General features: G+C 71.8%; 24 protein-coding genes and 1 tRNA gene. 3 read left to right on the forward strand and 22 right to left on the reverse strand.

The annotated features are described in order from the left end of the window. Positions 1-122: 122 nt before the first annotated feature. The 10 genes from F1C12_RS07395 to F1C12_RS07440 form a co-directional block, all read right to left on the reverse strand. Positions 123-196 (reverse strand) — tRNA-Pro (locus F1C12_RS07395). A gap of 237 nt (positions 197-433) precedes the next feature. Further along, positions 434-2068, reverse strand: coding sequence for a chitinase (locus F1C12_RS07400; RefSeq protein ID WP_185278145.1), 1635 nt, complete (start codon positions 2066-2068; stop codon positions 434-436). Next, the gene (locus F1C12_RS07405; protein WP_185278146.1) at positions 2068-4395 is read right to left on the reverse strand and encodes a glycosyltransferase family 2 protein; all 2328 of its coding nucleotides are present in this window, start codon (positions 4393-4395) and stop codon (positions 2068-2070) included. Before F1C12_RS07405 ends, F1C12_RS07400 begins: the two co-directional genes overlap by 1 nt. 197 nt (positions 4396-4592) lie before the next feature. Beyond that, positions 4593-6098, reverse strand: a complete 1506-nt coding sequence (gene der / locus F1C12_RS07410; protein WP_185278147.1) for a ribosome biogenesis GTPase Der — start codon at positions 6096-6098, stop codon at positions 4593-4595. Continuing rightward, positions 6091-6810: a (d)CMP kinase gene (gene cmk / locus F1C12_RS07415; RefSeq protein WP_185278148.1), complete on the reverse strand. Its 720-nt coding sequence runs from the start codon at positions 6808-6810 to the stop codon at positions 6091-6093. Before cmk ends, der begins: the two co-directional genes overlap by 8 nt. Beyond that, positions 6807-7895, reverse strand: a complete 1089-nt coding sequence (locus F1C12_RS07420; RefSeq protein ID WP_185278149.1) for a prephenate dehydrogenase — start codon at positions 7893-7895, stop codon at positions 6807-6809. Before F1C12_RS07420 ends, cmk begins: the two co-directional genes overlap by 4 nt. Before the next feature lie 30 nt (positions 7896-7925). Continuing rightward, complete coding sequence (locus F1C12_RS07425) at positions 7926-8690, reverse strand: pseudouridine synthase (RefSeq protein ID WP_185278150.1); 765 nt, start codon at positions 8688-8690, stop codon at positions 7926-7928. After that, a complete protein-coding gene (gene scpB / locus F1C12_RS07430) occupies positions 8680-9294 on the reverse strand; it encodes an SMC-Scp complex subunit ScpB (protein WP_185278151.1) in 615 nt (204 codons plus the stop codon). Before scpB ends, F1C12_RS07425 begins: the two co-directional genes overlap by 11 nt. Beyond that, positions 9284-10111 (reverse strand): segregation and condensation protein A, encoded by an 828-nt coding sequence (locus F1C12_RS07435; RefSeq protein WP_185278152.1) that lies wholly within the window; start codon positions 10109-10111, stop codon positions 9284-9286. Before F1C12_RS07435 ends, scpB begins: the two co-directional genes overlap by 11 nt. Continuing rightward, positions 10095-10994: a ParA family protein gene (locus F1C12_RS07440; RefSeq protein ID WP_185278153.1), complete on the reverse strand. Its 900-nt coding sequence runs from the start codon at positions 10992-10994 to the stop codon at positions 10095-10097. Before F1C12_RS07440 ends, F1C12_RS07435 begins: the two co-directional genes overlap by 17 nt. 136 nt (positions 10995-11130) lie before the next feature. On the opposite strand from F1C12_RS07440, the gene F1C12_RS07445 reads away from it, so the two are divergent. Further along, complete coding sequence (locus tag F1C12_RS07445) at positions 11131-11652, forward strand: GNAT family N-acetyltransferase (RefSeq protein ID WP_185278154.1); 522 nt, start codon at positions 11131-11133, stop codon at positions 11650-11652. Here the strand turns inward: F1C12_RS07445 and xerD are convergent. The 9 genes from xerD to tyrS form a co-directional block, all read right to left on the reverse strand. Next, the gene (gene xerD / locus F1C12_RS07450; RefSeq protein WP_185278155.1) at positions 11634-12539 is read right to left on the reverse strand and encodes a site-specific tyrosine recombinase XerD; all 906 of its coding nucleotides are present in this window, start codon (positions 12537-12539) and stop codon (positions 11634-11636) included. The two genes, F1C12_RS07445 and xerD, sit on opposite strands and share 19 nt — an antisense overlap. After that, the gene (locus F1C12_RS07455; protein WP_185278156.1) at positions 12536-13234 is read right to left on the reverse strand and encodes an NUDIX domain-containing protein; all 699 of its coding nucleotides are present in this window, start codon (positions 13232-13234) and stop codon (positions 12536-12538) included. Before F1C12_RS07455 ends, xerD begins: the two co-directional genes overlap by 4 nt. After that, positions 13234-14994, reverse strand: a complete 1761-nt coding sequence (locus F1C12_RS07460; RefSeq protein WP_185278827.1) for a CTP synthase — start codon at positions 14992-14994, stop codon at positions 13234-13236. The genes F1C12_RS07455 and F1C12_RS07460 overlap by 1 nt, the downstream gene beginning before the upstream one ends. A 40-nt stretch (positions 14995-15034) precedes the next feature. Beyond that, complete coding sequence (gene recN, locus F1C12_RS07465; RefSeq protein WP_185278828.1) at positions 15035-16753, reverse strand: DNA repair protein RecN; 1719 nt, start codon at positions 16751-16753, stop codon at positions 15035-15037. Positions 16754-16811: 58 nt separating this feature from the next. Further along, complete coding sequence (locus F1C12_RS07470; protein WP_185278157.1) at positions 16812-17738, reverse strand: NAD kinase; 927 nt, start codon at positions 17736-17738, stop codon at positions 16812-16814. Between the two features lie 131 nt (positions 17739-17869). Then, positions 17870-19186 (reverse strand): hypothetical protein, encoded by a 1317-nt coding sequence (locus F1C12_RS07475; protein ID WP_185278158.1) that lies wholly within the window; start codon positions 19184-19186, stop codon positions 17870-17872. Positions 19187-19293: 107 nt separating this feature from the next. Further along, positions 19294-20085: a TlyA family RNA methyltransferase gene (locus F1C12_RS07480; protein ID WP_185278159.1), complete on the reverse strand. Its 792-nt coding sequence runs from the start codon at positions 20083-20085 to the stop codon at positions 19294-19296. Further along, positions 20078-20263 (reverse strand): hypothetical protein, encoded by a 186-nt coding sequence (locus F1C12_RS07485; RefSeq protein WP_185278160.1) that lies wholly within the window; start codon positions 20261-20263, stop codon positions 20078-20080. The genes F1C12_RS07480 and F1C12_RS07485 overlap by 8 nt, the downstream gene beginning before the upstream one ends. 27 nt (positions 20264-20290) lie before the next feature. Next, positions 20291-21622 (reverse strand): tyrosine--tRNA ligase, encoded by a 1332-nt coding sequence (gene tyrS / locus F1C12_RS07490; RefSeq protein WP_185278161.1) that lies wholly within the window; start codon positions 21620-21622, stop codon positions 20291-20293. Between the two features lie 139 nt (positions 21623-21761). On the opposite strand from tyrS, the gene F1C12_RS07495 reads away from it, so the two are divergent. Together F1C12_RS07495 and F1C12_RS07500 are read left to right on the forward strand one after the other, a co-directional pair. Next, positions 21762-22388, forward strand: coding sequence for a DNA-binding protein (locus F1C12_RS07495; protein ID WP_185278162.1), 627 nt, complete (start codon positions 21762-21764; stop codon positions 22386-22388). Continuing rightward, positions 22385-22984 (forward strand): hypothetical protein, encoded by a 600-nt coding sequence (locus F1C12_RS07500; RefSeq protein WP_185278163.1) that lies wholly within the window; start codon positions 22385-22387, stop codon positions 22982-22984. Before F1C12_RS07495 ends, F1C12_RS07500 begins: the two co-directional genes overlap by 4 nt. Before the next feature lie 68 nt (positions 22985-23052). Here F1C12_RS07500 and F1C12_RS07505 read toward each other — a convergent pair whose 3' ends face one another. From F1C12_RS07505 to argF, 3 genes are all read right to left on the reverse strand, one after another. Continuing rightward, the gene (locus F1C12_RS07505) at positions 23053-23682 is read right to left on the reverse strand and encodes a DNA-3-methyladenine glycosylase (protein WP_185278164.1); all 630 of its coding nucleotides are present in this window, start codon (positions 23680-23682) and stop codon (positions 23053-23055) included. Positions 23683-23799: 117 nt separating this feature from the next. Further along, positions 23800-25257: an argininosuccinate lyase gene (gene argH / locus F1C12_RS07510; RefSeq protein ID WP_185278165.1), complete on the reverse strand. Its 1458-nt coding sequence runs from the start codon at positions 25255-25257 to the stop codon at positions 23800-23802. Further along, positions 25254-26222 (reverse strand): ornithine carbamoyltransferase, encoded by a 969-nt coding sequence (argF, locus tag F1C12_RS07515; RefSeq protein WP_185278166.1) that lies wholly within the window; start codon positions 26220-26222, stop codon positions 25254-25256. The genes argH and argF overlap by 4 nt, the downstream gene beginning before the upstream one ends. Positions 26223-26250 lie beyond the last annotated feature (28 nt).

A 26250-nucleotide genomic window follows, 5' to 3' on the forward strand; every position in this document is an offset into this window, starting at 1 on the left:
TCGGGTCGTCGCCCGGGGCCCCTCGCGGGCGGGGACCCCATTAGTCAGTGCGAGTTCTGAAAAAGCCGGTGGGGCACGTGGTCGCTTTGCGACCTTCGTGCCCCACCGGCTTTTTCAGAACGTCGGGCTGACAGGATTTGAACCTGCGACCCCTTGACCCCCAGTCAAGTGCGCTACCAAGCTGCGCCACAGCCCGTTGCTGTCCCACCCAGGCCGTGAGAGCGCCAAGCGAGACAACTCGTCTATCTTAGCGTGTCGACGGGGCCGGTCGTGACCAACCCGAAAGCCACCGTGGGCCCCGCCGACACAGCGCCGCGCGGCCTGCCTCCCGACGAGGAGGCGCGACGCGACGCCCGGACCTCCCGCCCCGCAGCGGTGCGTCCAGGTGGGTCGGCGGCGGGATGCGCGAACCGGGCAGCATCCCGCCGCCGAGTCACTTCTGGGTGGTACCACCGCCCAGGATCGTGTCGATCTCGTCCTGGGTGAGCGGGGCCCAGGGGGACGAGTCGGGGTTCGCGCTGGCGGCCTCCGGGCTGTCGCCCTTCGTCCACCACTTCGCCTCGAACGGCACGCCGTCGAACAGGATGCGGGCGCCCTTCTGGTACGCGGTCTCGCCGGCCCAGTCCGGGTACGTGCCCGGCGGGAGGGTCGGCTGCGGGATCGGGGTCTCGCCCGGCAGCACCGGTCCGACCAGGTCCCACGGGGTCTCCCACGCGTTGAGCACGGGGTTGTCCGGGACGTCGCCCTTCGTCCACCACTTGGCCTGGTACACGTTGTGGTGCCAGGTGACCTTCGTGCCCTTCAGGTACGAGTTGCTCGCGGTCCAGATCGGGTACGGCGAGTGCGCAGGGTCATCCGTCGCGGCGGCGGAGGTGGGCTCGGCCGTGGTGACGGCGCCCTCCCCCAGCGCGATGCGGCCGTCGAAGCCCTTCGACAGGAGGCCGGCGAAGGTCTGCTTGCCCTGGTTCACGCCGCTGCACGCGTCCGACACCACGCTGGTGTCCACGTAGTTCGAGCCGCAGGTCTTGTCGCGGTTCGCCGACCACATCGACATCCGGCCGATGCCCGTCGAGACCGCCCAGGCGTTCAGCGTCTTCGCGTCGGCGAGGCCGAACACCTGGCCCTCGTCGTCGTTCTGGCCGATCATCGGGGTCGCGCCGATCTTCGCCCACAGGCTCGGGTCGGACTGGTGCGTCCCCGCCCGGTCGTACAGCACGCCGAGCTGCTTCTGCGCCGCGGTCAGCGCGGCCTCGGAGGTCGCGGCCATCGACTTCGCCGCATCCTTCGCGGTTCCGTAGTCCATCGTCATCAGGTTGACGCCGGCGAGGTCGACCTTCGCCTTCAGCATGGCCGCGACGGCGTTGGTGCCGTCAACGGTCAGGCCGGTCGGCGCGACGGGCAGCGTCAGCCAGACGGCGAGGCTCTTGCCTGCGGCGCGGCGCTCCTGCTGGAGGTCGTGGATGGCGGTCGCCCGGCGAGCCGCGGCGTCCGCGTTCACGAGGCCGTCGCCCTCCAGGTCGAGGTCGACGGTGCCGACCTTGTACCGGTCGACGACCGCCGCGTACGCGTTCTTCAGCGACGTGGTGTCGGTGCAGCCGACCGCGAGCTCTTCGTTCCGCTGACCGCCGAACGACACCGCCACGGTGCCGCCCTGCTGCTGCAGGCGGGCGATCCGGCGGTCCAGGTCGAGCGAGCCGCGCGCCTGGTCCATCGTGTACGCGCCGCCCCAGGAGGGCGTGCACGGGTTGGTCTGGTCGGACACGATGAACGACAGCACGGCGTCCTTGGTGGAGGTCGTGCCCAGGTTCTCGAACGCGAACTTCGGGGTCGCGGTCACGTCCACGAAGGAGGCGAACCACGGCTTGACGTCCACCGAGGCGCGGGCGCTCCACCACTGGAAGCCGACCACGCCGGCCGAGGCGACGACCACGGCGACGAGGGCGGCGCCGATCACGCGCAACGGGGACAGGCGGCGGCCGGAGTCCGACTCCGGGGCCTGCAGCCGGTCCGTGGCGGAGGCCTGCGAGGCGGCGGCGGCCGCGGCGGCCTTCTTGTCCTTCCGGGACATCAGGCGGCCTGCCTCTCGCCGTCGACCGCCGGAGCGTCCGGAGCAGCGGGAGCGTCATCCCGCACCGCCGTGCGCTCGAAGTGCGGCACATCCCCGCCGGCGTGCCCGTGGTACAGCACCGAGCGCCAGTCGATCGACTCGGTGACCGGAGCGGACGCCGGGGCGGAGCGCTTGCGCTTCTTCTCGACGTAGAGCGGCTTGGTCAGGCCGAGGAAGATGTCCACGATCGTGTTCCAGATGCCGATGTAGGCGACGAGCGACCAGATCGCCAGGGTCGCGTTGAACGCGGCGAACGCGGCGTTGCCCCAGTTGTGCGCGTTCCAGTCCCGCCACAGCGTGAACAGCGAGAACGCGATGATCGCGAGCGGCGCGATCACGTACAGCAGCGGGGACGCGGTGCGGTTCTTGACCTTCGGCGTGCGGGCGAACGGGATCTTCTTGCCGGTCAGCGACTGCTGGATCGACTTGAGCACACCCGCCAGGTTCACCGGCAGCAGGATCAGGTTGAAGCCGTAGATCCGGAAGATGTCGGTGGCCTTGTAGCCGGCGTAGCGGAGGTCGCTTGCCTGGCTGATGAAGTACGGCAGCGCGGCCAGCAGCACCATCGGGCTGAGCAGCCGGCCGTCGTACGGGTACGCCAGCAGGAACACCAGGCCGAAGCTCGCCCAGCAGATGGAGGCCATGTAGTTGACCCGGAGCAGCAGCTCGATCCGCGAGACGGTCTCGCCGCGGCGCTTGCGCTCACGGACCTGCTTCCACAGCTTCGGCAGGATCAGGAGGCCGCCGTTCGCCCACCGGCGACGCTGGACGATCAGCGAGCCGAAGTCCGGCGGGGTGGCCGAGTAGCTGAGCCGCTCCGGGTAGTTCACGAGCGTCCAGCCGTGGGTGCCGAGGTCGATGCTCGACTCGGTGTCCTCGATGACGGTGCGGTCCTGGATGTACCGGCGCACCTCGAAGCCGCCGACCCACTCGGTCTCGACGATGTCCTCCAGCGCGCGCTTGCGGATGACCGCGTTCGCACCGACCCAGAACGTCGCTCCGTAGAAGCTCTTGCCCTGGTGGAGGATGTGCTGGATGTCGGTCGTCGCGCCGGCGAGGCGCTCGATGCGGGTGCCCGCGCCGCGGAACGACGAGTACGGGGTCTGCGTCACGGCGACGCGCGCGTTGTCCGGCTGCTGCAGGAAGTAGGTCAGCCGCAGGCAGTACTCGCGCAGCAGGATGGAGTCGGCGTCCAGGGTCAGCAGGAAGTCGCTGTCCGGGATCTCGATGTCGCCGGGCCGGCGGGAGCCCGCGGGCACGGCGTTCAGGATCGGGCCGTCCGGCGTCTCCTCGACGCGGTAGGTGCCGCCCATCAGGCCGATGTAGGCGTTGAGGTTCATCGCCTTGTTCGCCTCGTGGGAGAGGGACGCCCACTTCTTGCGCTCGAAGATCATCAGCTCGGCGTCGAAGGTCCACGCCAGGCGGCGGTAGAGCTGGGCCACGCGCTCGGAGGTGAGCGCGGCGCCCTCGCCGACGGCGGCCGTCACGGCCTCCGCGGTCAGGGCCAGCTCGTCGCCGAGGGCGCGGAGCACTTGGTCGGCGAAGAAGACGTCCACGTGGTCGTCGATCCCGTGCGCGTCGGCCTGGGCGTACAGCCACTCGGCCGCCCAGCGGTAGTGGTCGGCCAGCTCCAGCGCGTCCTCGTCGGAGACGAAGGCGCGCTCGTCGCCCAGCTCGAAGCGCAGCAGCGCGTCCGTGAAGCGGAACCGCGGCTCGGCGAGCTGCCCGGTGATGCTGTCCGCGAGTGCACGAGTGGCGTTCAGCCGCTCGGCCGTGGCCGGGTCGGTCGGGTTCGGGTTGTCGTCGACCAGCAGCACGACGCGCATGGAGGGGAACTCCTGCAGCGCTGCCGAGAGCAGCGTCATCCGCACGACCTCCGGCTCCTCCGCGTAGGAGGGCACGAGCACCGTGATGGACGGCTGGTGCTGGGCGAAGTGGCGGTCGAGCTCGGCGCGCGGGACGCGCACGTGCTTCTGGAAGCGCTGCAGCGCGCCCTGCCGGGCGACCAGGTACATCAGCGCGGAGAAGGTGAGGAAGGTGACGACGACCGTGTAGCCGATCGCCTCCATCGTGAAGCGGAAGTCCTGCGTGCCGAGCACGAGGAACTGGCGGATGATCGTGGTGACGACGTAGATCGCCCAGAACACGATGGTCGCGACGATGGCGACGCGGCTCCAGGTGATCTTCCGGTCCGAGGGCTTCGGGTGGACCGTGGGCAGTGGTTCGGTGCGGCGCTCGGCGCCCCACTGTCGTTTCCGGGCAGGCGAATATGTACTTGTAGAACTCATTTTCGGGTATGCGTCCTCGATGACGAGAGCCTGCGCCTTCGGGTAGCGCAGTCGGGTAGCTCTCTCAGAGGTCCACATTAGTGAGGACAGACCGGGGTACAAATACCCCCAACCGGGTCGCCCCCTCATTGGGGGTGACGTGAACCTGTCCGTTCACCTTCACCCCCGGCGCGCCGGCTTGACGCGCGACGCTCGGATCAGCGCTTGCGCTTCTCGCGCACGCGCATGTTGAGCACGATCGGGCTGCCCTCGAAGCCGTACACCTCGCGGAGCCGGCGGATGATGTAGCGCCGGTAGCCCGGGTCGAGGAAGCCCGTGGTGAACGCCACGAATGTCGGCGGACGGCTGCTCGCCTGCGTGCCGAACAGGATGCGCGGCTGCTTGCCGCCGCGGACCGGGTGCGGATGCGCCGCGGTGAGCTCGGCGAGGAAGGCGTTGAACTTGCCGGTCGGGATGCGGGTGTCCCACGACTCCAGCGCCAGCTCGAGCGCGGGCACCAGCTTCTCCAGGTGGCGGCCGGTGCGCGCCGAGATGTTGACGCGCGGCGCCCAGGAGACGTGCGCGAGGTCCTGCTCGATCTCGCGCTCCAGGTAGCGGCGGCGGTCGTCGTCGAGGAGGTCCCACTTGTTGAAGGCCAGCACGAGCGCGCGGCCGGACTCCAGCACCAGGTCGATGATGCGGACGTCCTGCTCGCTGATCGGCTCGGACACGTCGAGCACGACGACGGCGACCTCCGCCTTCTCCAGCGCGGTGGAGGTGCGCAGCGAGGCGTAGAAGTCGGCGCCCTGCTGCAGGTGCACGCGGCGGCGGATGCCGGCGGTGTCGACGAAGCGCCAGACCTTGCCGCCCAGCTCGACCTGCTCGTCCACCGGGTCGCGGGTGGTGCCGGCGAGCTCGTTGACGACCACGCGCTCCTCCCCCGCCGCCTTGTTCAGCAGCGAGGACTTCCCGACGTTCGGGCGGCCGACGATGGCCACGCGCCGCGGGCCGCCGACCTCCTGCTTGGCGACCTTGGAGACCTCGGGCAGCGCCTTCAGGATCTCGTCCAGCAGGTCGGCCACGCCGCGGCCGTGCAGTGCGGAGACCGGCCACGGCTCGCCGAGGCCCAGCGACCACAGCTCGGTCGCGTAGGGCTCCTGGCGGGCGTCGTCCACCTTGTTGGCGGCGAGGAACACCGGCTTCTTCGTCTTGCGGAGCAGCCGGACCACGTGCTCGTCGGTGGAGGTCGCGCCCACGGTCGCGTCCACGACGAACAGCACCGCGTCGGCGAGGTCGATCGCGACCTCCGCCTGCGCGGCGACAGAGGCGTCGATGCCGCGGGCGTCGGGCTCCCAGCCGCCGGTGTCCACGATCGTGAACCGGCGGCCGTTCCACTCCGCCTGGTACGAGACGCGGTCGCGCGTGACGCCGGGGGTGTCCTCCACGACGGCCTCGCGGCGGCCCAGGATGCGGTTGACGAGCGCCGACTTGCCGACGTTCGGGCGGCCGACGATGGCCAGCACCGGCAGCGCGGGCAGGTAGGTGATCGCGTCGGGGTCCTCGGTGACCGTCCCGAGGAGATCGAGGTCGGTGTCGTCGAGCTCGTACTCCTCCAGACCGCTGCGGAGGGCGGCGGCGCGCTGCACCGCGAGGTTCTCGTCCAGGCCGGCGAGGCGCTCGACCAGGTCGTCGGCGCCTACAGGCTCGTTCTCGATGTCAGACATGGGTCTCTTTCTGTACGACCGCGATGACCGCGTCGACGGTCTGGTCGAAGTCGAGGTCGGTGGAGTCGACGGTGGTCACGCCGTCTGCGGCGTTCATGAAGTCCACGACCCGGGAGTCGGCCGCGTCTCGTCTGCGGAGGGCCTCACCGACGTGGGCGGCGGAATGGCCGGTCAGCTCGGCAGAACGCCTCGCCATTCTAACCTCTTCGTCGGCGGTGAGCAGGATGCGCACCGGGGCATCGGGGCAGACCACGGTCGTGATGTCGCGGCCCTCGACCACGATGCCGCGCTTCTCGCCGTGCGCGATGATCGACCGGAACAGTCCGGTCAGGAACGCGCGCACCTCCGGCACCCGCGCGATCGCGCTGACCACGGCGGTGACCTCCGGCTCGCGGATCGCGTCGGTGACGTCGTGGTCGCCGACGAACACGTGGTACGTGTCCGGGTCGGTTCCGATCCGGTAGTCGAAGTCCGGGAGCGCGTCGATCACGGCGGCGGAGTCGGTGGGGTCGAGGCGGCGCTGGACGACGAACCAGCTGAGCGCGCGGTAGGCGGCGCCGGTGTCGAGGTACGACCAGCCGAGCGTGCGGGCGGCCGCCTTCGAGACGGACGACTTGCCGCTGCCGGCGGGCCCGTCGACGGCGACGACGATCGGGAGGCCCGCAGCCTCGGTTCGGTCGGCGGTGTCGGTGGGGTCGGTGGGGTCGGTCATCCGGCGATCCTCCAGCCACGGTCGGTCAGGTCGGTCACGGTGCGCTGCCACACCTCGGGGAGCACGGCGATCTCCGCCAGGCCGAAGGCGGCGCCGGGCGAGTGCTCCAGGCGCAGGTCCTCCAGGTTCACGTCCAGGTCGCCGAGCTCGGCGAGGAGGCGCGCCAGCTCGCCCGGCCGGTCGTCCACCATGACGACGAGGCTGGAGAACCGCTTGTCCTGGCCGTGCTTGCCCGGAAGCCGGGAGACGCCGAGGTTGCCGCCGGCGATCTCCTCCGCGATGGTGCGGCGGGAGCCGGCGGCGTCGACGTCGTCGAGGGCGGCGAGCACCCGGTCGAGGTCGTCGCGGTAGGCGCGCAGGATCGCCACGATCGCGGGCGCGTTGGCGCCGAGGATCTGCACCCACAGCTCCGGCTCGCTTCCGGCGATGCGCGTCACGTCGCGGACGCCCTGCCCGGCGAGGCCGAGCGCGGCGTCGGTGGAGGCCGCGAGCCGCTTCGCCATGAGCGAGGAGACGATCTGGGGCGTGTGCGAGACGAGCGCGACGGCGGCGTCGTGGTCGTCGGCCGCCATCTCGACGGGCGTGGCGCCGAGGTCGAGGATGAGCGCCTCCACGAGGTTGACGGACGCGCGCGCGTTCTCGGGGCGCGCGGCGACCACCCACGGGCGGCCGATGAACAGGTCGGCGCGCGCGGCGCTGGGACCGCCGCGCTCGCGCCCGGCGAGGGGGTGCGAGCCGACGTAGCGGGAGAGGTCGATTCCGGCCTCCACGAGCTCGGCGAGCGGCTGGCCCTTGACGCTCGCGACGTCGGTGACGACCGCGGCGGGATGGGCGGCCAGCTCGTCGGCGACGACGCGCGACACCAGGTCGGGCGGCACCGCCACCACGATGAGCGCGGGCTCCACGGCCCCGTCGTCCGGTCGCCCGGCGCCGTAGTCGGCGGCGAGGCGCAGATGGGCGGGAGAGGCGTCGGCGAGCAGCACGTCCACGCCGCGGGCGCGCAGCCCGAGCCCGACGGACGCCCCGAGCAGCCCCGCGCCGACCACGCGGACGGGTCCGGCGAGGCGGGAGGCGGAATCAGTCACGGAACAACCTTAGTCGGGGCGGAAACGCGCCTACCGCCGCGAGATCGTGAGCAGAGCGCCCAGTTCGTCCTTGGTCAGGTCGCGCATCGCGCCGACCTTCAGCGTGCCCAGATGCAGCGGCCCGAACTGGCGGCGCACCAGCTCGATCACCGGATGCCCGACCTCCGCCATCATGCGGCGGACGATGCGGTTGCGGCCCGAGTGCAGCGTGAGCTCCACGAGGCTGTCGCCCCCACCCGAGCGCGACTGCAGCAGCCGTGCCTTGTCGGCGGCGATCGGGCCGTCCTCCAGTTCGACGCCCTTGGTCAACCGTGCGATCGTCTGCGGGGTGACCGCGCCGCGGACGCGGGCGATGTAGGTCTTGGTCACGCCGAAGCTGGGGTGCGCGAGCACGTGGGCGAGCTCGCCGTCGTTCGTCAGGATCAGGAGGCCGGAGGTCTCGGCGTCCAGGCGGCCGACGTTGAACAGCCGCTCGGGGTAGTCCGCAGTGAAGCGCGACAGGTCGGGGCGGCCCTGCTCGTCGCGCATCGAGCTCACCACGCCGACAGGCTTGTTGAGCATCACGTAGCGGCGGGACGTGTCGAGCTGGACCGCGGTGCCGTCGACGGCCACGCGGTCGGTCGCGGGATCGACGCGGCGGCCGAGCTCGGTGACGACCTGGCCGTTCACCGTGACGCGGCCGGCGACGATCAGGTCCTCCGACACCCGGCGGGAGGCCACACCGGCCGCAGCCATGACCTTCTGGAGGCGCTCGCCCTGCGCGGAGGCGTCTCCGTTCGCACGGTCACCGGACATCGTCGAAACCTTCCGCTCCGTCCGCCAGCAGCGGCGAGATCTTCGGCAGCTCCTCGATCGAGTTGATGCCGAGCTGGGTGAGCAGCAGGTCGGTGGTGCCGTAGTTGATCGCGCCCGTCTCGCTGTCCGTGAACAGCTCGGTGATCAGGCCCCGGCCAAGGAGCGTGCGCACCACGGAGTCCACGTTGACGGCGCGGATGGAGGCGATCGCACCGCGGCTGATCGGCTGCTTGTACGCGATCACCGCCAGGCTCTCCAGCGCCGCCTGCGACAGCCGGGTGGGGTTCTGCTGGAGGACGTAGCCCGACACGACGGCGTCGAACTCCGGCCGGACGTAGACGCGCCAGCCGCCGCCGACCTCCCGCAGCTCGAAACCGCGGCGGACGCCCGGCGTACCGTCGGACCCCGCCACGCCGTCGAAGTCGGCCACCAGCGCGTCGACCGCCGCGCGGACGCGCTTGACCGGCGCGCCGACCGCGGTCGCGAGGGTGACGAGGCTCATCGGCTCGTCGGCGACCATGAGGATGGCCTCCAGCGCGCGCTCGATCTGCGCGTCCTCGACCGCCGCCGGCTCGGTCTCCAGCTCGGTTCCGTCAACCGTCATAATCCGCTCCCAGGTTCGACAGGTTCTCCTCCGACCAGTGCTCGGCCGTCCAGCGCAGCGTCAGCTCGCCCAGCGGCTCCAGCTGCTCGAACGCGATCGCCGCGTGCCGGTACAGCTCCAGCACGGCGAGGAACCGGGCGATCACGACGCCCTTCTGCTCGGCGCCGGCCACCAGCTGCCGGAACGACAGCGGCTCGCCCGCACGCAGCATCCCGACCACCACGGCGGCCTGCTCGCGGATGCTGACCAGTGGCGCGTGCAGGTGGTCGAGGCCGACGACGGGGATCTCGCGCGGCGTCATCGCCAGCGTCGCGAGCGCCGCGAAGTCCTCCGCGGTCAGCGTCCAGACCAGCTCGGGCGTGCGCTGCCGGTACTTGTCCTCCAGCCGCACCGTGCGCGCGTGCCGGGAGCTCTCGGCGTCGAGCCGCGACGCGAACCACGCCGACGCCTCCTTGAACGCCCGGTACTGCAGCAGCCGCGCGAACAGCAGGTCGCGCGCCTCCAGCAGCGCGACGTCCTCTGCGTCGACCAGCTCGCCCTGCGGCAGGAGCCCGGCGATCTTGAGGTCCAGGAGCGTCGCGGCCACCAGCAGGAACTCGCTCGCCTCGTCCAGGCTCTCGTCGGCGTCGAGCCGGCGCAGGTAGGCGATGAACTCGTCCGTGACCCGGCTCAGCGAGATCTCGGTGATGTCCAGCTCGTGCTTGGAGATCAGCGACAGCAGGAGGTCGAACGGCCCCTCGAACTGGCCGACCGCGACGCGGAAGCCGCCCTCGCCGGCGGTGTCCTGTTCCTGCGGCGCCTCAGGCGACGGCGCCACGGAAGATCAGTTCCCTCGCGAGCTGGCGGTAGGCCTCCGCCGCCTGGTGCTCGGGCGCGAACTGCGTGATCGGCGTGGCCGCGACCGAGGCGTCCGGGAACTTCACCGTGCGCGAGATCACCGTCTCGAGCACGCGGTCGCCGAACGCGTCGACGACGCGCTCCAGCACCTCACGCGAGTGCAGCGTGCGGGAGTCGTACATCGTGGCGAGGATGCCGTCGAGCTCGATGGCCGGGTTGAGCCGCTCGCGCACCTTGTCGATGGTCTCGATCAGCAGGGCCACGCCGCGCAGGGCGAAGTACTCGCACTCCAGCGGGATGAGCACGCCGTGGCTGGCGGTCAGCGCGTTGACGGTGAGGATGCCGAGCGACGGCTGGCAGTCGATGAGGATGACGTCGTAGTCGGCCGACACCTTACGCAGCACGCCGGCCAGGATCTGCTCGCGGGCGACCTCGTTGACCAGGTGCACCTCGGCAGCCGAGAGGTCGATGTTGGCCGGGATGATGTCCAGCCCCGGAACACCGGTCGACTGGATCGCCTCCCGCACGTCCGCGTTGCGGTTCAGCAGCAGGTCGTAGATCGTCGTGACGTCGTGCGTCTGCGCGCCGAGACCGGCCGAGAGCGCGCCCTGCGGGTCGAAGTCGATCGCGAGCACCTTGCGGCCGTACTCGGCCAGCGAGGCGCCCAGGTTGATGGAGGTCGTGGTCTTGCCGACCCCGCCCTTCTGGTTGCACAGCGCCACGATCTTGGCCGGACCGTGCTGGGTCAGCTCGACGGGTGCGGGGAACGCGCGCAGCGGGCGCCCGGTGGGTCCGAGCGGTGCGGCGATGGATGCGGTGTCCATGCCGGGAAGCTCCGTCCTGACCTCGTCGTTGCGCGTCACCTGGCTGATCCTCGTCCCTTTCGATCGACGGCCGTTCACGGCCCGTTCATGGGCTCCATCCTATCCGCGCGCACCCCGGTCCGCGGGCCGCGACGGCGGCGGGTCACGGGGCGGACCCAGGGCGTACGCTGTGCGGATGCCGACGATGCCAGCCGAGCTCACCACCGGGCGCCTGAGCCTGCGTCTCCGCGACGGACGCGACGCCGAGTGGAGCCTCGCGCTGATCGCCGAGGACCCCGACCAGGAGACCAGGACGGTCGAGGAGGAGCGCGACCGGCTGGACGCGCAGCGCCGCGCCGCGGAGGAGGCCGGCTTCGGCGTCTACGCGGTCGAGCTCGCCGAGACGGGCGAGGCGATCGGCTATTGCGGACTGGTCGCCAGGCGCGCGAGCGCCGCACAGCCGGGGCTGGCTTACGAGCTCCTGCGCCGCCATGTCGGCAGCGGCTACGCCACGGAGGCCGCTGCCGCGGTCGCCGACGCGGCGTTCGACGCTGGCTTCCCCGTGCTGTGGGCGATCGTCGAACGCTGGAACGCGCCGTCCTTCCGCGTCCTCGACAAGCTCGGCTTCACGCCGTCACGCGTGTCGGGCGACGACGGGAAGGTGCTGGTCTGGCTGTACCGGAAGGCGCCGCGGGGGCGTCATCGCGCCCGCGGGTGAGCCGTCACGTACACGTCCCGCAGCGCGTCGGCCGTCACCAGCGTGTAGATCTGCGTCGTGGCCACGGACGAGTGGCCGAGCAGCTCCTGCACTACGCGCACGTCCGCGCCGCCCGCGAGCAGGTGGGTGGCGAACGAGTGGCGGAGGGTGTGCGGCGAGATCTCGACGCCGAGCTGGGCGCGCTCGGCGGCGGCGCGGATGATCAGCCAGACGTTCTGGCGTGACAGGCGCGCGCCGCGCATCCCGAGGAACAGCGCGGGCGTCGCCCTCCCCCGCGCCGACAGGACCGGGCGCGCTCGCACCAGGTAGGCGGCGACCGCGGTCTGCGCGTAGCTGCCCAGCGGCACGATCCGCTGCTTGGCGCCCTTGCCGGTGAGGCGCACGACGTCCGTGTCGATCACGTCGTCCACATTGAGACCGACCGCTTCGCTGACGCGGGCGCCGGTCGCGTACATCAGCTCCAGCAGCGCCTTGTCCCGGAGGTGGTCGAGCTCGTCGCCGTCGGTGGCCGCCAGCAGCGCGGCGACCTGGTCGACGGTGATCGCCTTCGGGAGGGTGCTCGGCTGCTTGGGCGGACGGATGTCGCGCGCGGCGTCGGCCTCCACGCGGCCCTCCTCCAGCAGGAACCGGTGGAACCCGCGCACCGTGGACAGCATCCTGGCGAGGGAGGTCGCGGTCAACGGCGACTCCTCGCGGGAACCGAGGTGCGCGAGGTAGGTCGAGACGGTCACCGGCAGGACGTCGCGGACATCGCCGACGCCCTCGCCGTCCAGCCAGACCGTGTAGACCGTCAGGTCGCGCCGGTAGGCGGCCACGGTGTTCGCCGAGAGGCCGCGCTCGATGGCGACGTGCCTCAGGAAGGCGTCCGCGTCCGCCGCGACGGTCATCCCGCGGCGCTCTGCTCGCTCAGCTCGGGCGCTTCGCCGTCCGCGTCCGCCAGCTTCGGGTGGCTCGGCCAGGGCGCGTCGGCGGCGCCGAGGCTCTCCCAGCCTTTCTCGCGCGCGACCCGCGCCGCGAGCACCGCGATGATCAGCACCGCGTTGTGCGCGCGGCGCTCCAGCACGGCGTCGACCGCCTCCTCCAGCGGCACCCACGCCACCTCGATGTCGGCCTCCTCGGCCTCGCGCGCGAACGCCTCCGCGGTGGCGCGGACGTCCCGTGCCAGGTAGACGCGGATGGCCTCGTCGCTGCCGCCCGGGCTGGTGAACACGTCGGTCAGGACGTTCCACTGCCCGGCCTGGAGGTCGGCCTCCTCGGCCAGCTCGCGCTGCGCCGCGGTCAGCGGGTCCTCGCCGCGGATGTCGAGCAGGCCGGCCGGGATCTCCCAGTCGCGGTAGCGCACGGGGTGCCGGTACTGCCGGATCAGCAACACGCGGCCCTCGTCGTCCAGGGCGAGCACCGCGACCGCGCCGGTGTGGTCGACGTACTCGCGGGTGATGTCCTCGCCGTTGTAGCGGAAGGTGTCCCGCCTCACGTCCCAGATCCGACCGCCGAAGGCGACGTCGGAGGAGACGATCTCGGGACGGAACGGCTCATCGCGCAGCGCGCCGGCCTCCGGAGCGCCCTCGGCCTCCGCCGCCATCAGGCGTCCGCGCCCACTTCGAGCGCACCGTCCACGACGGCGCCCACTTCGTCGTCCGCCGCGACCTCGAACAGGAGGCTGGCCTTCTGCCGGTCGAGCGCGGCGCCGACGAGCCCGGCGAACAGCGGGTGCGCGTGGTTCGGGCGCGACCGCAGCTCCGGGTGGGCCTGGGTGCCGATGTAGAACGGGTGCACGTCGCGCGGCAGCTCCACGTACTCGACCAGATGGCCGTCCGGCGAGGTGCCGGAGAACCAGAGGCCGGCGTCGGCGATCTGCTCGCGGTAGTTGTTGTTGACCTCGTAGCGGTGCCGGTGGCGCTCGCTGGCCTCGTCGGCGCCGTACAGTTCGGCGGCGAGCGAGCCCTCGGCGAGCAGCGCCGGGTAGAGGCCCAGGCGCATGGTGCCGCCCAGGTCGCCGCCGGCGATGATCTCGACCTGCTCGGCCATCGTGGCGATCACCGGGAACTCGGTCTCCGGGTCGAACTCCGACGACGACGCGCCGGCCAGGCCGGCCTCGTGGCGCGCGTACTCGATGACCATGCACTGCAGGCCGAGGCACAGGCCGAGGGCCGGGATGCCGTTCTCACGGGCGAACTTCAGCGCGCCGACCTTGCCCTCGATGCCGCGGACGCCGAAGCCGCCCGGCACGCAGATGGCGTCGACGTCGCCGAGCTGCGCGGCAGCGCCCTCCGGCGTCTGGCACTCGTCGGACGGGATCCACTTGAGCTTCACCTTGGTGCGGTGGGCGAAGCCGCCCGCGCGCAGGGCCTCGGTGACCGACAGGTAGGCGTCCGGGAGGTCGATGTACTTGCCGACCAGGCCGATGGTGACCTCGTGCTTGGGGTCGTGCACGGCCTCCAGGAGGTGCGCCCAGCCATGCCAATCGACGTCGTTCGCCTTGTCGAGGCCGAGCTGGTCGATGATGTAGGCGTCCAGGCCCTGCTCGTGCAGCATGGTCGGGATGTCGTAGATGCTCGGGACGTCGATCGCGTTGACGACGGCCTGCTCGTCCACGTCGCACATGAGCGCGATTTTGCGCTTGTTCGACTCGGACACCGGCCGGTCGCTGCGCAGCACGAGCGCGTCCGGCTGGATGCCGATGGAGCGCAGCGCCGCGACCGAGTGCTGGGTCGGCTTGGTCTTCTGCTCGCCGGAGGCGTTCATGAACGGCACGAGCGAGACGTGCACGAAGAAGCAGTTCTTGCGGCCGAGCTCGTGGCGCACCTGGCGCGCGGACTCGATGAACGGCTGCGACTCGATGTCTCCGACCGTGCCGCCGATCTCGGTGATGATGACGTCGGGCGCGGGCTCGCCGTCCGGTCCCGGCTGGGCCTGGAGGCGCATCCGGCGCTTGATCTCGTCGGTGATGTGCGGGATGACCTGGACGGTGTCGCCCAGGTACTCGCCGCGGCGCTCCTTGGCGATCACGTTCGAGTAGATCTGCCCGGTGGTGACGTTCGCCGACTGGGAGAGGTTGATGTCGAGGAAGCGCTCGTAGTGGCCGATGTCGAGGTCGGTCTCCGCGCCGTCGTCGGTGACGAACACCTCGCCGTGCTGGAACGGGTTCATCGTCCCCGGGTCCACGTTGAGGTACGGGTCGAGCTTCTGCATGACGACGCGGAGGCCGCGTGCCGTCAGGAGGTTGCCGAGGGAGGCCGCTGTCAGGCCCTTCCCCAACGAAGAAACGACACCACCTGTCACGAAGATGTGCTTGGTAGTGCCGTTTTTGCTGTTGGTCTGCGCCGCGTCTGAATAATCCACCACGGGCTTGCAGCTTATCACCTGCAGCGGGGTGTCGCGGTCAGCGTGCGGCGGCGGCCATGTCCACCAGCTCGCGCGCGTGGGCGAGCCCGCTCTCGGAGTCGGGCAGACCGGAGAGCAGCCGCGCCATCTCGGCGATCCGCTCGTCGCCGTCGAGCCGGCGCACGCTGGAGGCGGTGACCGCGCCGTCGTTGCCCTTGACGACCGTGAGGTGGTTGTTCGCGAACGCCGCCACCTGCGCGAGGTGGGTCACGACGATCACCTGCGCACTCTCGGCGAGGCGTGCGAGCCGGCGGCCGATCTCGATGGCCGAGGCGCCGCCGACGCCGGCGTCGACCTCGTCGAAGATGAAGGTCGGCACCGGATCGGTCGCCGCGATGACGACCTCGATCGCGAGCATGACGCGCGAGAGCTCGCCGCCGGAGGCGCCCTTGCCGAGTGGGCGCGGCTCGGCGCCCGGGTGCGGGCGGAGCAGGATCGCGACCTGGTCGCGTCCGCTGGCGGTGTAGCTCTGCGGGTCGGACTCGTCGCGCTGGGTGACCTCCACGACGATGCGGGCGTCCGGCATCGCGAGGGCGGACAGCTCGTCGGAGACCGCTGCGGCCAGGCGCTCCGCTGCGACGCGGCGACGCTCGCTGAGGTCGGCGGCGAGCTCCGCGACGAGCGTCCTGTCGGCCTCCACCTCGTCTGTGAGCTCCTGGATGCGGTCGGCGTCGCCGTCCAGCTCCAGCAGCCGGAGGCTCCCGGTCTCCAGCGTGCTGATCACGTCGTGGAGCGTTGGCCCGTACTTGCGGACGAGCGTGGACAGCTCGGCGCGGCGCTCCTGCACGGCCTCCAGCTCGCGCGAGCCGTCGGTGTCGAGCGCGGCGAGGTAGGTGGAGAGCTGCGCGGCGATGTCGGAGGCCAGGTAGCTGAGGTTGGCCACGGCCTCCACCGTCGGGGCGAGCTCGGCGTCGTGCGGCGCGACCCGTTCGACCTGGCGGCGTGCGGCGTCCAGCAGGCCGACCACATCGGGCTCCTCCGACTCCTCGGCCGAGAGCAGCTCGCGCGCGCCGGAGGCGGCGAGGCGCAGCTCTTCGAGGTTGGTCAGCCGTTCGGCCCGTTCGCCCAGCTCGTCGTCCTCCCCCGGCTGCGGCGCGACGGCCTCGATCTCGGCCATGGCGACGCGGAGGTCGTCGGCCTCCCGTGCTCGGCGGTCGCGGTCCGCCAGCAGCTCCTCCAGCTCGCTGGCGTTGTCGCGCCAGCGGTGGAACACCTGGGCGTAGGCCTCGAGCGCACTCGCGAGCTCCGGGCCGGCGAAGCGGTCGAGCGCCTCGCGTTGGGCCACCGCGGAGCGCAGCCGCAGTTGGTCGGACTGGCCGTGCACGACGACCAGCTGCTCGCCGAGCTCGGTCAGCACGCTCACCGGCGCACTGCGACCGCCGACGACCGCGCGCGACCGGCCCTCGGCCGACACGGAGCGACTCAGCACGAGCTCGGCGGATCCGTCGCCGATCGGGTCGACGTCGCCGCCGGCATCGCGGACGCGCTCCACGACCTCCCCCGGCTCCTCGACGCGCCAGCGCCCCTCGACCCAGGCCTGGGCGCTGCCGAGCCGGACTGCGCCGGTGTCGGCGCGCTCGCCCAGCAGGAGGCCGAGGGCGGAGACGACCATGGTCTTGCCCGCGCCGGTCTCGCCGGTGATCGCGGTGAATCCGGGGCCGAGCGGCAGCGCGGCCTCGGCGATGACGCCGAGATCGCGAATGGAGATCTCGTCGATGCCGCCGCGCGGCGCGACGGCCTTGCCGCGACCCGCCGCGGTGCGGGTGGTAGAGCGCTCAGTCACGTCCAGCCGGCCCCCGCCATCCCGTGACCGGGAGGTCGAACTTGTGGACGAGCCGGTCGGTGAACGGCCCGGGGTGCAGTCGCGCGAGCCGCACCGGGATGGGCGAGCGGCGCACCACGACACGGGAACCGCGCGGCAGGTCGAACTGGCGGCGGCCGTCGCACCAGAGGATGCCCTCCCCGCCCGCGCGGTCGAGCAGCTCGATCGCGAGCGAGGAGTCGGCGTCGACCACGAGCGGCCGGGAGAACAGGGCGTGGGCGCTGAGCGGGACGAGCAGCAGCGCAGCGACGCCGGGCCAGACCACCGGTCCGCCTGCGGAGAACGAGTAGGCCGTGGAGCCGGTGGGCGTCGACATCACGACCCCGTCGCAGCCGAAGCTCGACATCGGCCGCCCGTCGACCTCGATGACGACCTCGAGCATCCGCTCCCTGCTCGCCTTCTCGACGGTCGCCTCGTTGAGCGCCCAGCTCTCGTAGACGACCTCCTTGCCGACCTTGACGCGGGCGGAGAGCGTCATGCGCTCCTCCACCTCGTAGTCCTTCGCGAGGCCGCGCGCGACGGCGATCTCCAGGTCGTCCCGCTCGCTCTCGGCGAGGAAGCCGACGTGCCCGAGGTTGACGCCGAGCAGGGGCGCCGTGCATCCGCGGACCAGCTCGGCCGCCCGCAGGATGGTGCCGTCGCCACCGAGGACGATCACCAGCTCGAGATCGCTCGCCTGCACCTCGTCGCCGAGCACGGCGACCGCGTCGAGGTCGGGTGCGGCGGCGAGCAGGTCGCGCCGCTCGTCCTCGCTGAGCACCGGGACGACTCCGGCGGAGATGAGCTGCCTGCACACCTGCACGCCCGCGTCGAGGGAGTCCTGACGGCCGGTGTGCGCGACGACCAGAATGTATCGCTGCGCGTCACCCGATGCCGCCACGTCGCCTCCCTGTGCCTGCAATGCGCTGTGCGCCCATCCTGCCTGACCCGCCCGTTCCGGGCCGTCCCACCATTCTGTCGGTTTTCGGGCCGGGATGTGCCCGGGCAGGGCAGATTGTGGAGAACGTTCACTCAGGGAGCGGGTGTGGAGACGGATCGTCCGTCTGGCCGCAGCCCCCGCCAGCGTCCGGCGCCGCGCAGTTCGCGCAGCCGGGTGCGCACGGCGGCCAGCTGCACGCCGAGCACGGCGAGCTCCGCGAGGAGTTGGCCGGCGAGCGCGCCCGTGCCCTGGAACGCCAGGGCTCCGAAGAAGATCGCGGGCAGGCCGACCGCCGCACCGACCACGGCGGAGCGGGCGGTGGCCGACAGGCGCCCGAGGGCCACCAGGAGCACCACCCCCGTGGACATGCTGGCGCAGACCACGGCCAGGTTCGCTCCGGCGATCGCCGCTGCGAGCGGTGGAACGTGCACCGTCCCGGAGAAGACCAGTTGGGCCGCCGGCTCCGCCGCGAAGGCGAAGCCCACACCTGCGATCACACCGATGCTCGAGCTGATGATCGCGGCCCGCGCGGCGCGCACCATCCTCCCGGCCGGATCCGTCTCGCGACCCACCCAGCCCTTCAGCACGTACTGCTGGGTGACCAGCACCTGCTGGAACATCCGTTTGAGCCGGTCGACGGACGCGTACAGCAGGGTGGCGTCCACCGCGCCGAGAGTCGCGACGCTCGTCCCGAGCGAGAGGTACACCGACGAGAAGATGTTGGTGGTGAGCGCGTGGCCCTGCATGCGCACGACGGCGACGATGCGCCGGGGCCCGAGCGCTGTGAAGTCCGCGAGTCTCACCCCGAGGACCGCCGCGGCGACCAGCGGAGCGGAGACCGTCCCCACGAGCAGGGCGACCGGGTAGACGAGCACCGACCAGCCGGCCGAGATCGCCAGGGCGGACGCGACGACCAGGAGGGTCCGCGGGAGGACCTCGGTGACCAGGAACAGGCGCGGGCGCAGCATCCCGATGAAGATCCAGCCCGCGCCCATGACGGCGAGCCCGCTCGCGATCGCGACCAGGGCGGAGAGCAGCCCGAATCCCGGGGCGAGCGCCGACGCGAGCGGCGCGGCGACCGCGAGCGCCGGGACGGCGACGGCGGCCTTGGTGACGAGCGACGTGGCGTAGGCGCGCGCCCGGTTGCGCTCAGACATCCTGGCGACCCGCTGGCTGCCGCTCAGCCCCCAGCCGAGTTCCACCACGACGCCGGCGGTGCCGCCCAGCGACTGCCCGAGGGCGATCGCGGCCCAGGCTCCTCCCCCGTTGGTCGAGGTGATCGCGGGGAGGGCGAGAAGCGGCGAGACGGCGTTGAGCACCGGGACGGCGAGGTAGCCGATGAAGGCCGCAAGCACCGCGCGCACCCGGGTCAGACGGTTCCGCCACGAGGCGACGGGGGCGGAGCTCATCCGATGACGGTAACCCCGGAGGCACCTCAGACATCCCGGATATCACACGAAGGGCCTCGATAATCGCCCGGGATTTCACCGGTTCGATCGTGAACCGGAACCGCGGGTCACGCCGTGACCGCTCGCACCCTCTCCAGCCACTCCGTCGGGTTGCTCGCGCCCGCCCGCAGGTGCACCAGCGCCTCCTGGTTGCCGTGCGAGCCCGCGATCGGGGAGGCCATCACGCCCGCGGTGCCGAGCCCCGCGTCCCAGGCGCTCCAGAGCACGCCGCCGACGGCGTCCGCGCGCAGCCCTGCGTCGCGCACGATCCCCTCGCGGATGCCGGTGCGGCCGACCTCGAACTGCGGCTTGACGAGCAGGACGAAGTCCGCGCCCTCCGCCGCGACCTCGCGAAGCGCGGGGAGCACATGCGCGAGCGAGATGAACGACAGGTCGGCGACGACCAGGTCGGGACGCAGGTCGGGGCCGACGAGCCGGGCGAAGGACTCACGGGTCAGCTCCCGGACGTTCACGCCCTCGTACGAGAACAGCCGGTCCTCACGGGTGAGCTCGGGCGCGAGCTGCCCGTGCCCGACGTCCACCGCGATGACAAGGCGGGCGCCGCGCTCCAGGAGAACCTGGCTGAAGCCTCCCGTCGACGCGCCCGCGTCGAGCGCGACACGCCCCTCCACCGCGACTCCGAACCCGTCCAGCGCCGCGATCAGCTTGTGCGCGCCGCGGCTCACGTAGTGGTCGGCGCCGGCGACGACCAGCTCCTGCTCGTCGCCCACCTTCGTGGACGCGCGCACGACCGGTTTGCCGTCGACGGTCACGAGGCCGTCCGCGATCAGCGTCGCGGCGTGCGTCCGCGACCGCGCCAGCCCGCGCGCGGCGAGCGCGACATCCAGTCGTTCAGCCATGCCGTGGAGCGTCGGCGCCTTCGAGCCGCGCGCTGAGCTCCTCGTGCAGCTGGGCGTACGACTCGGCGCGCGCCTCCAGCGGCTGCTCCTCGATCACCTCGAGCCGCGACACGAGGCCGTCCGGGGCCGACTCGTCGTCCGGCCGGTCGCCGTCCACGGTCCCCGCCTCGTTCTGCATGTCCGACACCCTACCCGCGCTCGTCCCCTACTCCACGAACACGCCGCTGAGCGTCTTCTTCCCGCGGCGCAGGACGACCATCCCGCCCGGGAGCAGGTGGTCGCCGACGGGCGACTCGGCGTCCTCGACCTTGGCGTTGTTGACGTACACGCCGCCCTGGGCGACCGCGCGGCGGGCCTCGCCGAGGCTCTTGGTGAGCTCGGTGTCGACCAGCGCCTGGGCGATCGTGGTGGAGGACGCCGTGGTCGTGTTGGGGAGCTCGCGCAGCGCCGACTCCAGCGCGCCGCGGTCCTGGGCGGCCAGGTCGCCCTGGCCGAAGAGGGCTTCGGACGCCGCGATGACGGCCTCGGTGGCCTCCACGCCGTGGATGAGCGCCGTCACCTCGTAGGCCAGCCGGCGCTGGGCCTCGCGGCGGAACGGCTCCTCCGCGACGGCGCGCTCGAGGCGCTCGATCTCGTCGCGGTGCAGGAAGGTGAAGACCTTGAGGCGGTCGATCACGTCGGCGTCGTCGGCGTTGAGCCAGAACTGGTAGATCGCGTACGGGCTCGTGAAGCTCGCGTCGAGCCAGATCGCGTTGCCCTCGCTCTTGCCGAACTTGGTGCCGTCGCTGTTCGTGATGAGCGGGGTGCCGATCGCGTGACCGTGCACGCCCTCCACCTTGCGGATGAGGTCGGTGCCGCTCGTGAGGTTGCCCCACTGGTCACTGCCGCCGGTCTGGAGGAGGCAGCCGTACTGCCGGTACAGCTCCAGGAAGTCCATACCCTGCAGGATCTGGTAGCTGAACTCGGTGTACGAGATGCCCTCGTCCGAGTTGAGCCGGGCGGCGACGGCGTCCTTCTTCAGCATCGTGCCGACGCGGAAGTGCTTGCCGATCTCGCGCAGGAAGTCGATGGCCGACAGCGGCGCCGTCCAGTCGAGGTTGTTGACCAGGCGGACGGCGTTGTCGCCCTCCGACGAGAGGAAGCGCGTGACCTGCTGCTGGAGGTAGCCGACCCACTCGGACACGGTCTCCTTGGTGTTCAGCGTGCGCTCCGCGGTGGGCCGCGGGTCGCCGATGAGACCCGTCGAGCCGCCGACGAGGCCGAGCGGCTTGTGCCCGGCGAGCTGGAGGCGGCGCATGGTCAGCAGCTGCACCAGATTGCCGAGGTGGAGGCTCGGGGCGGTCGGGTCGAAGCCGCAGTAGTAGGTGATCGGGTCACCGGCCAGGAGCTCCTTGAGCGCGGCCTCGTCCGTGGAGACGTGGACGAGTCCGCGCCACTTCAGCTCGTCCCAGACGTCGTCGAACGACGGGTCGTTGGTCTGCGCGCTGAGCGTGGGCTCTGCGCTGCTGCGGTCTTCGGCGGCGGCGGTTTCTGGCACTCCCACAGAGTAGCAGCGGAGGCCTCCGTATCCCGGTCGTCGATCAGGTCTGTGGACCTGATCAGACTTGAATCAGGCCTCAGGACCTGATAATGTGCGAATCAGGTCCACAGCCCTGATGCTTGCGAGGAGGCATCCCGTGTTCGTCGTCACCGCCGACCAGGTCGACAGCCGCAACCGGCCCGACATCGTCGCCCCCGCGCTCTCCGCGCTGAACGAGCGCCACGGCGAGCGCCTGGCCCTGCCCGCCGACCGGAACGCCGGCGACGAGCTCCAGGCGCTGACCGCCGACGCCGCCACCGCCTTCGACATCGTCACGACGCTCGCGCGCGGCGGGGCGTGGAGCGTCGGCATCGGCATCGGCGCGGTCCGCACGCCGCTCCCCGCCGCGACGCGGGAGGCCAGCGGCGACGCGTTCGTGGCAGCCCGGGCCGCGGTCACCCGCGCCAAGCGCGCGCCGCTCCGCTTCGCCGCGGAGGCGGTCGCCGCGCCGGAGGCCGCCGCCGACGTCGAAGCGCTGGTCGGCCTCCTGCTGACCCTGCGGGAGACGCGCAGCGCGGCGGGCTGGGAGCTCTACGACCTCGTCGCCGCCGGGCTGACACAGGCGGAGGCCGGCGCGCGGCTCGGGATCACCCCGCAATCGGCGAACGACCGCGCCCGCGCCGCCGGCCTGCGTGCCGACCTCGCGGCGCAGCCGGCCCTGGTTAGGCTGTTGGAGACCGCCGACGCAGCCCAGCAGTCGGCCGAACGTCCGGAGGATGGATGACGTCCCTGCCCGTGCCGCAGTTCCTCGCCGCCATCGTGCCGTTCGCGCTGTGGGCCGTCGCGCTGATCCTCGCGATCGCCGCCGTGTGCTGCATGATCGCCACGCTCCGGTCGCCGCGGCGGCCGCTCGTCTACACCGCGGCCGGCCTGCTCGGGCTCGCGTTCCTCCTCGTCGCCCTCCCCCAGCAGGGCGCCCCGCTGGTCTTCCGCGTGCTCATCGGCATCGTCGCGCTCGTGCTGAGCGTCGTCGGCGGCGGCCCGGCCGCGCAGCTCGCCCTCGCACTCGCCACGCGGAGCACATCGGTGCCCGGCGTCCACGGCGGCATCGTCGTCCACGACAAGGTCAGCGGGATCGAGGAGACGCGCGAGGTGCTGCGCGGCGGCATGACGATCGGCTACCTGGAGCGGTTCGCCACCACCGGCTCGATCATGGCGGGCTTCCCGGAGGCGCTCGGCGTGCTCATCGCCATCAAGGGCGTCGGCCGGTTCACCGAGCTCGAAGCGCCGGAGGCCCGCGAACGCTTCATCATCGGCACCCTGGTCAGCCTCATCTGGGCCTGCCTCTGCGCCGGCCTCTTCCGCTTCGCCATCGCCTGACCGCCGAGGGGCACGTAAACGCCCCTAAAACTGCGGTTTAGGGGCGTTTAGGTGCCCCTCGGCGGTGGTCAGTCGTGGGATTTGGGGTGGCGCTTGTAGGGGCTGACCGTGGGGTCGCCGGGGAGCCAGTACCGCCAGGGGAAGGTCACGCTCCCGCCCGCTCCGGAGACGCCGGTGCGCGGGCCGGTCTCGTAGGCCGGCTGGACGGTCGGCAGCTCCAGCTCGAACGGCGGCGCGAACAGGTCGGAGCCGTTCTCCGACAGCAGGATGCCGGCCGCCACCACCAGTCGCGCGGGTCCCCGCGCCAGGTCGCGCGCCGCGACGGCCCGGCCGACGGGACCGCCGCGCCTGTGTGCGGCCAGCTCCGCGCCCTCCACGACCTCCCCGGCCCGCAGCAGCACCGCCGACGACACACCCTCGGGCGAGCACACCACGTTCGCGCAGACGTGCATCCCATAGGTGAAGTACGTGTAGAGGTGGCCGGGGCCGCCGTACATCACCGCGTTGCGCTTGGTGCGGCCGCGGAAGGAGTGCGAGCCGGGGTCGACGCCGTCGCCGACGTAGGCCTCCACCTCGCTGATCCGGATGCCGACGACGCCCTCCTCCGTCTCGTGGCGGAGCACGGCGCCGAGCAGTTGCGGCGCGACCTCCAGCGCCGACGCGGCGAACACGTCGCGCCCGGGCCGGTAGAGCGTCATGCTGCCCGGCTCAGAAGATCCGGCCGCCGGCGGCGACGGTCACGATCAGTCCGACGACGATCACCGCGACCGCCACCACCACGATCAGCGGAATGAGCCAGCCGGGACGCCGGGCCATCAGCCCAGGTCCCGCCGGGTGGCGATCAGGGCACGGGTCAGCGCTCGGACCCGCTCGGTCAGCGTCGCGAGCTGGTCGGCGACGCGGTCGGGAGCGGTCCCGCCGGCCCCGGCGCGGCTCGCGACCGACCCCTCCACGGTCAGCACCGAGCGCACCTCGGGCGTCAGCAGCGGCGACACGGCGGCGAGCTGCTCGTCCGTCAGGTCGCTCAGCTCCAGCCCGTTGTCCTCCGCGTACTTCACCAGGCTGCCGGTGATCTCGTGGGCGTTCCGGAACGGAACGTGCTGCTTGACCAGCCACTCCGCGACGTCGGTCGCGAGCGAGAAGCCCTGCGGCGCGAGCTCCGCCATCCGGTCGGTGTGGAAGCGCAGCGTCGCGACCATCCCGGCGAACGCGGGCAGGACGACCTCCAGCGTCTGCACCGAGTCGAAGACCGGCTCCTTGTCCTCCTGGAGGTCGCGGTTGTACGCCAGCGGGAGGCCCTTGAGCGTGCTCAGCAGCCCGGTCAGGTTGCCGATCAGGCGCCCCGCCTTGCCGCGGGCGAGCTCCGCGATGTCCGGGTTCTTCTTCTGCGGCATGATCGAGGAGCCCGTGGAGTACGAGTCATCCAGGGTCACGAAGCCGAACTCGCGCGTGTTCCAGAGAATGATCTCCTCGGCGAAGCGCGACACGTCCACACCGATCTGCGCCGCGACGAAGGCGAACTCGGCCACGACGTCGCGCGCGGCGGTGCCGTCGATGGAGTTCTCCGAGCTGATCGCGAAGCCGAGCTCCCGGGCGACCAGCAGTGGATCGAGCCCGAGCGTGGACCCGGCGAGGGCACCCGAGCCGTACGGCGAGACGTTCGCGCGCCGGTCCCAGTCGGCCAGCCGCTCCAGGTCGCGCACCAGCGGCCAGCAGTGCGCCAGCAGGTGGTGGGCGAGCAGGACGGGCTGCGCGTGCTGCAGGTGGGTGCGGCCGGGCATGATCGCGGTGGGATGCGCGTCCGCCTGGGCGGCGATCGCGTCGATCAGCGCGATCAGGCGCTCGGCGATGATCCCGGCGTGGTCGCGCAGGTAGAGGCGCACGAGCGTCGCGATCTGGTCGTTGCGGCTGCGGCCGGCGCGCAGCTTGCCGCCGAGCTCGGCGCCCGCCCGCTCGATCAGGCCGCGCTCGAGCGCGCCGTGCACGTCCTCGTCGCTCTCGGCGGCGGCGAAGGAGCCGGAGAGCACGTCGGTCTCCAGGACGTCGAGGGCGCCGATCATCCCGGCCAGCTCCTGGTCGGTGAGGTAGCCGGCCGCCGCGAGCGCCTTGGCGTGGGCGCGGGAGCCGGCGATGTCGTAGGACGCGAGCGCCCAGTCGAAGTGGGTGGACTTGCTCAGCGCGGCCAGCTCGGGCGACGGTCCGCCCGCGAAGCGCGCGCCCCAGAGCTTGCCCTCGTCGGTCTTGCCGACGCCGTCGGTGCTGTCCGCGGTCATGCCGCCCCCTCTTCGTTCGTGGTCGGCTCGTTCGTGGTCGGCTCGTTCTTGGCGAGCAGCCAGGCCAGCAGCGCCTTCTGGGCGTGCAGGCGGTTCTCCGCCTCGTCCCAGATCACGGACTGCGGGCCGTCGATCACGTCGGCGGTGACCTCCAGGCCGCGGTAGGCCGGCAGGCAGTGCAGGAACACGGCGTCCTCCGCGGCAAGCCCCATCAGCTCGGCGTTCACCGTGTAGTCGCCGAAGACGGCGACCCGCTCGGCCTTCTCGTCCTCCTTGCCCATCGACACCCAGGTGTCGGTGATGACGACGTCGGCGCCGGCCGCGGCCTCCCTGGCGTCCGTGAAGACGGCGACCGAGCCGCCGGTGCGCACGGCGATGGCGGCCGCGTCGGCCACCACGGCGGCGTCCGGCGCGTACGACGAGGGCGCCGCGACGCGGACATGCATGCCGGCGGTCGCGCCGCCGAGCAGGTACGAGTGCGACATGTTGCTGGCGCCGTCGCCGAAGAAGGCGAGCGTCAGGCCCTCGGTGCGGCCCTTGTGCTCGCGCACCGTCTGCAGGTCGGCGAGGATCTGGCAGGGGTGGAACTCGTCCGACAGCGCGTTGACGACAGGGACGGTGGTGCCCTCCGCCATCTCCTCCAGGCCGCTCTGAGCGAAGGTGCGCCAGACGATCGCGGCGACCATCCGCTCCAGCACGCGCGCGGTGTCGGCCAGCGACTCCTTGCCGCCGAGCTGGCTCTCGCCGCTCTGGATGATCAGCGGGTTGCCGCCGAGGTCCGCGATCCCGACCGCGAACGAGACGCGGGTCCTGGTCGAGGTCTTGTCGAAGATCACGGCGACGGTCTGCGGGCCGGCGAGCGGCTTCGCGGAGAAGCGGTCGGCCTTCAGCCGCGCCGCCAGGTCGAGCACCTCGGCCTGCTCGGCCGGGCTCAGGTCGTCGTCGCGGAGGAAATGACGGGTCATGGGAGTCCTTGGGTCTGCGTCGGTCAGG

This window comes from Leifsonia shinshuensis (genome assembly GCF_014217625.1).
GTDB lineage: Bacteria > Actinomycetota > Actinomycetes > Actinomycetales > Microbacteriaceae > Leifsonia > Leifsonia shinshuensis_A.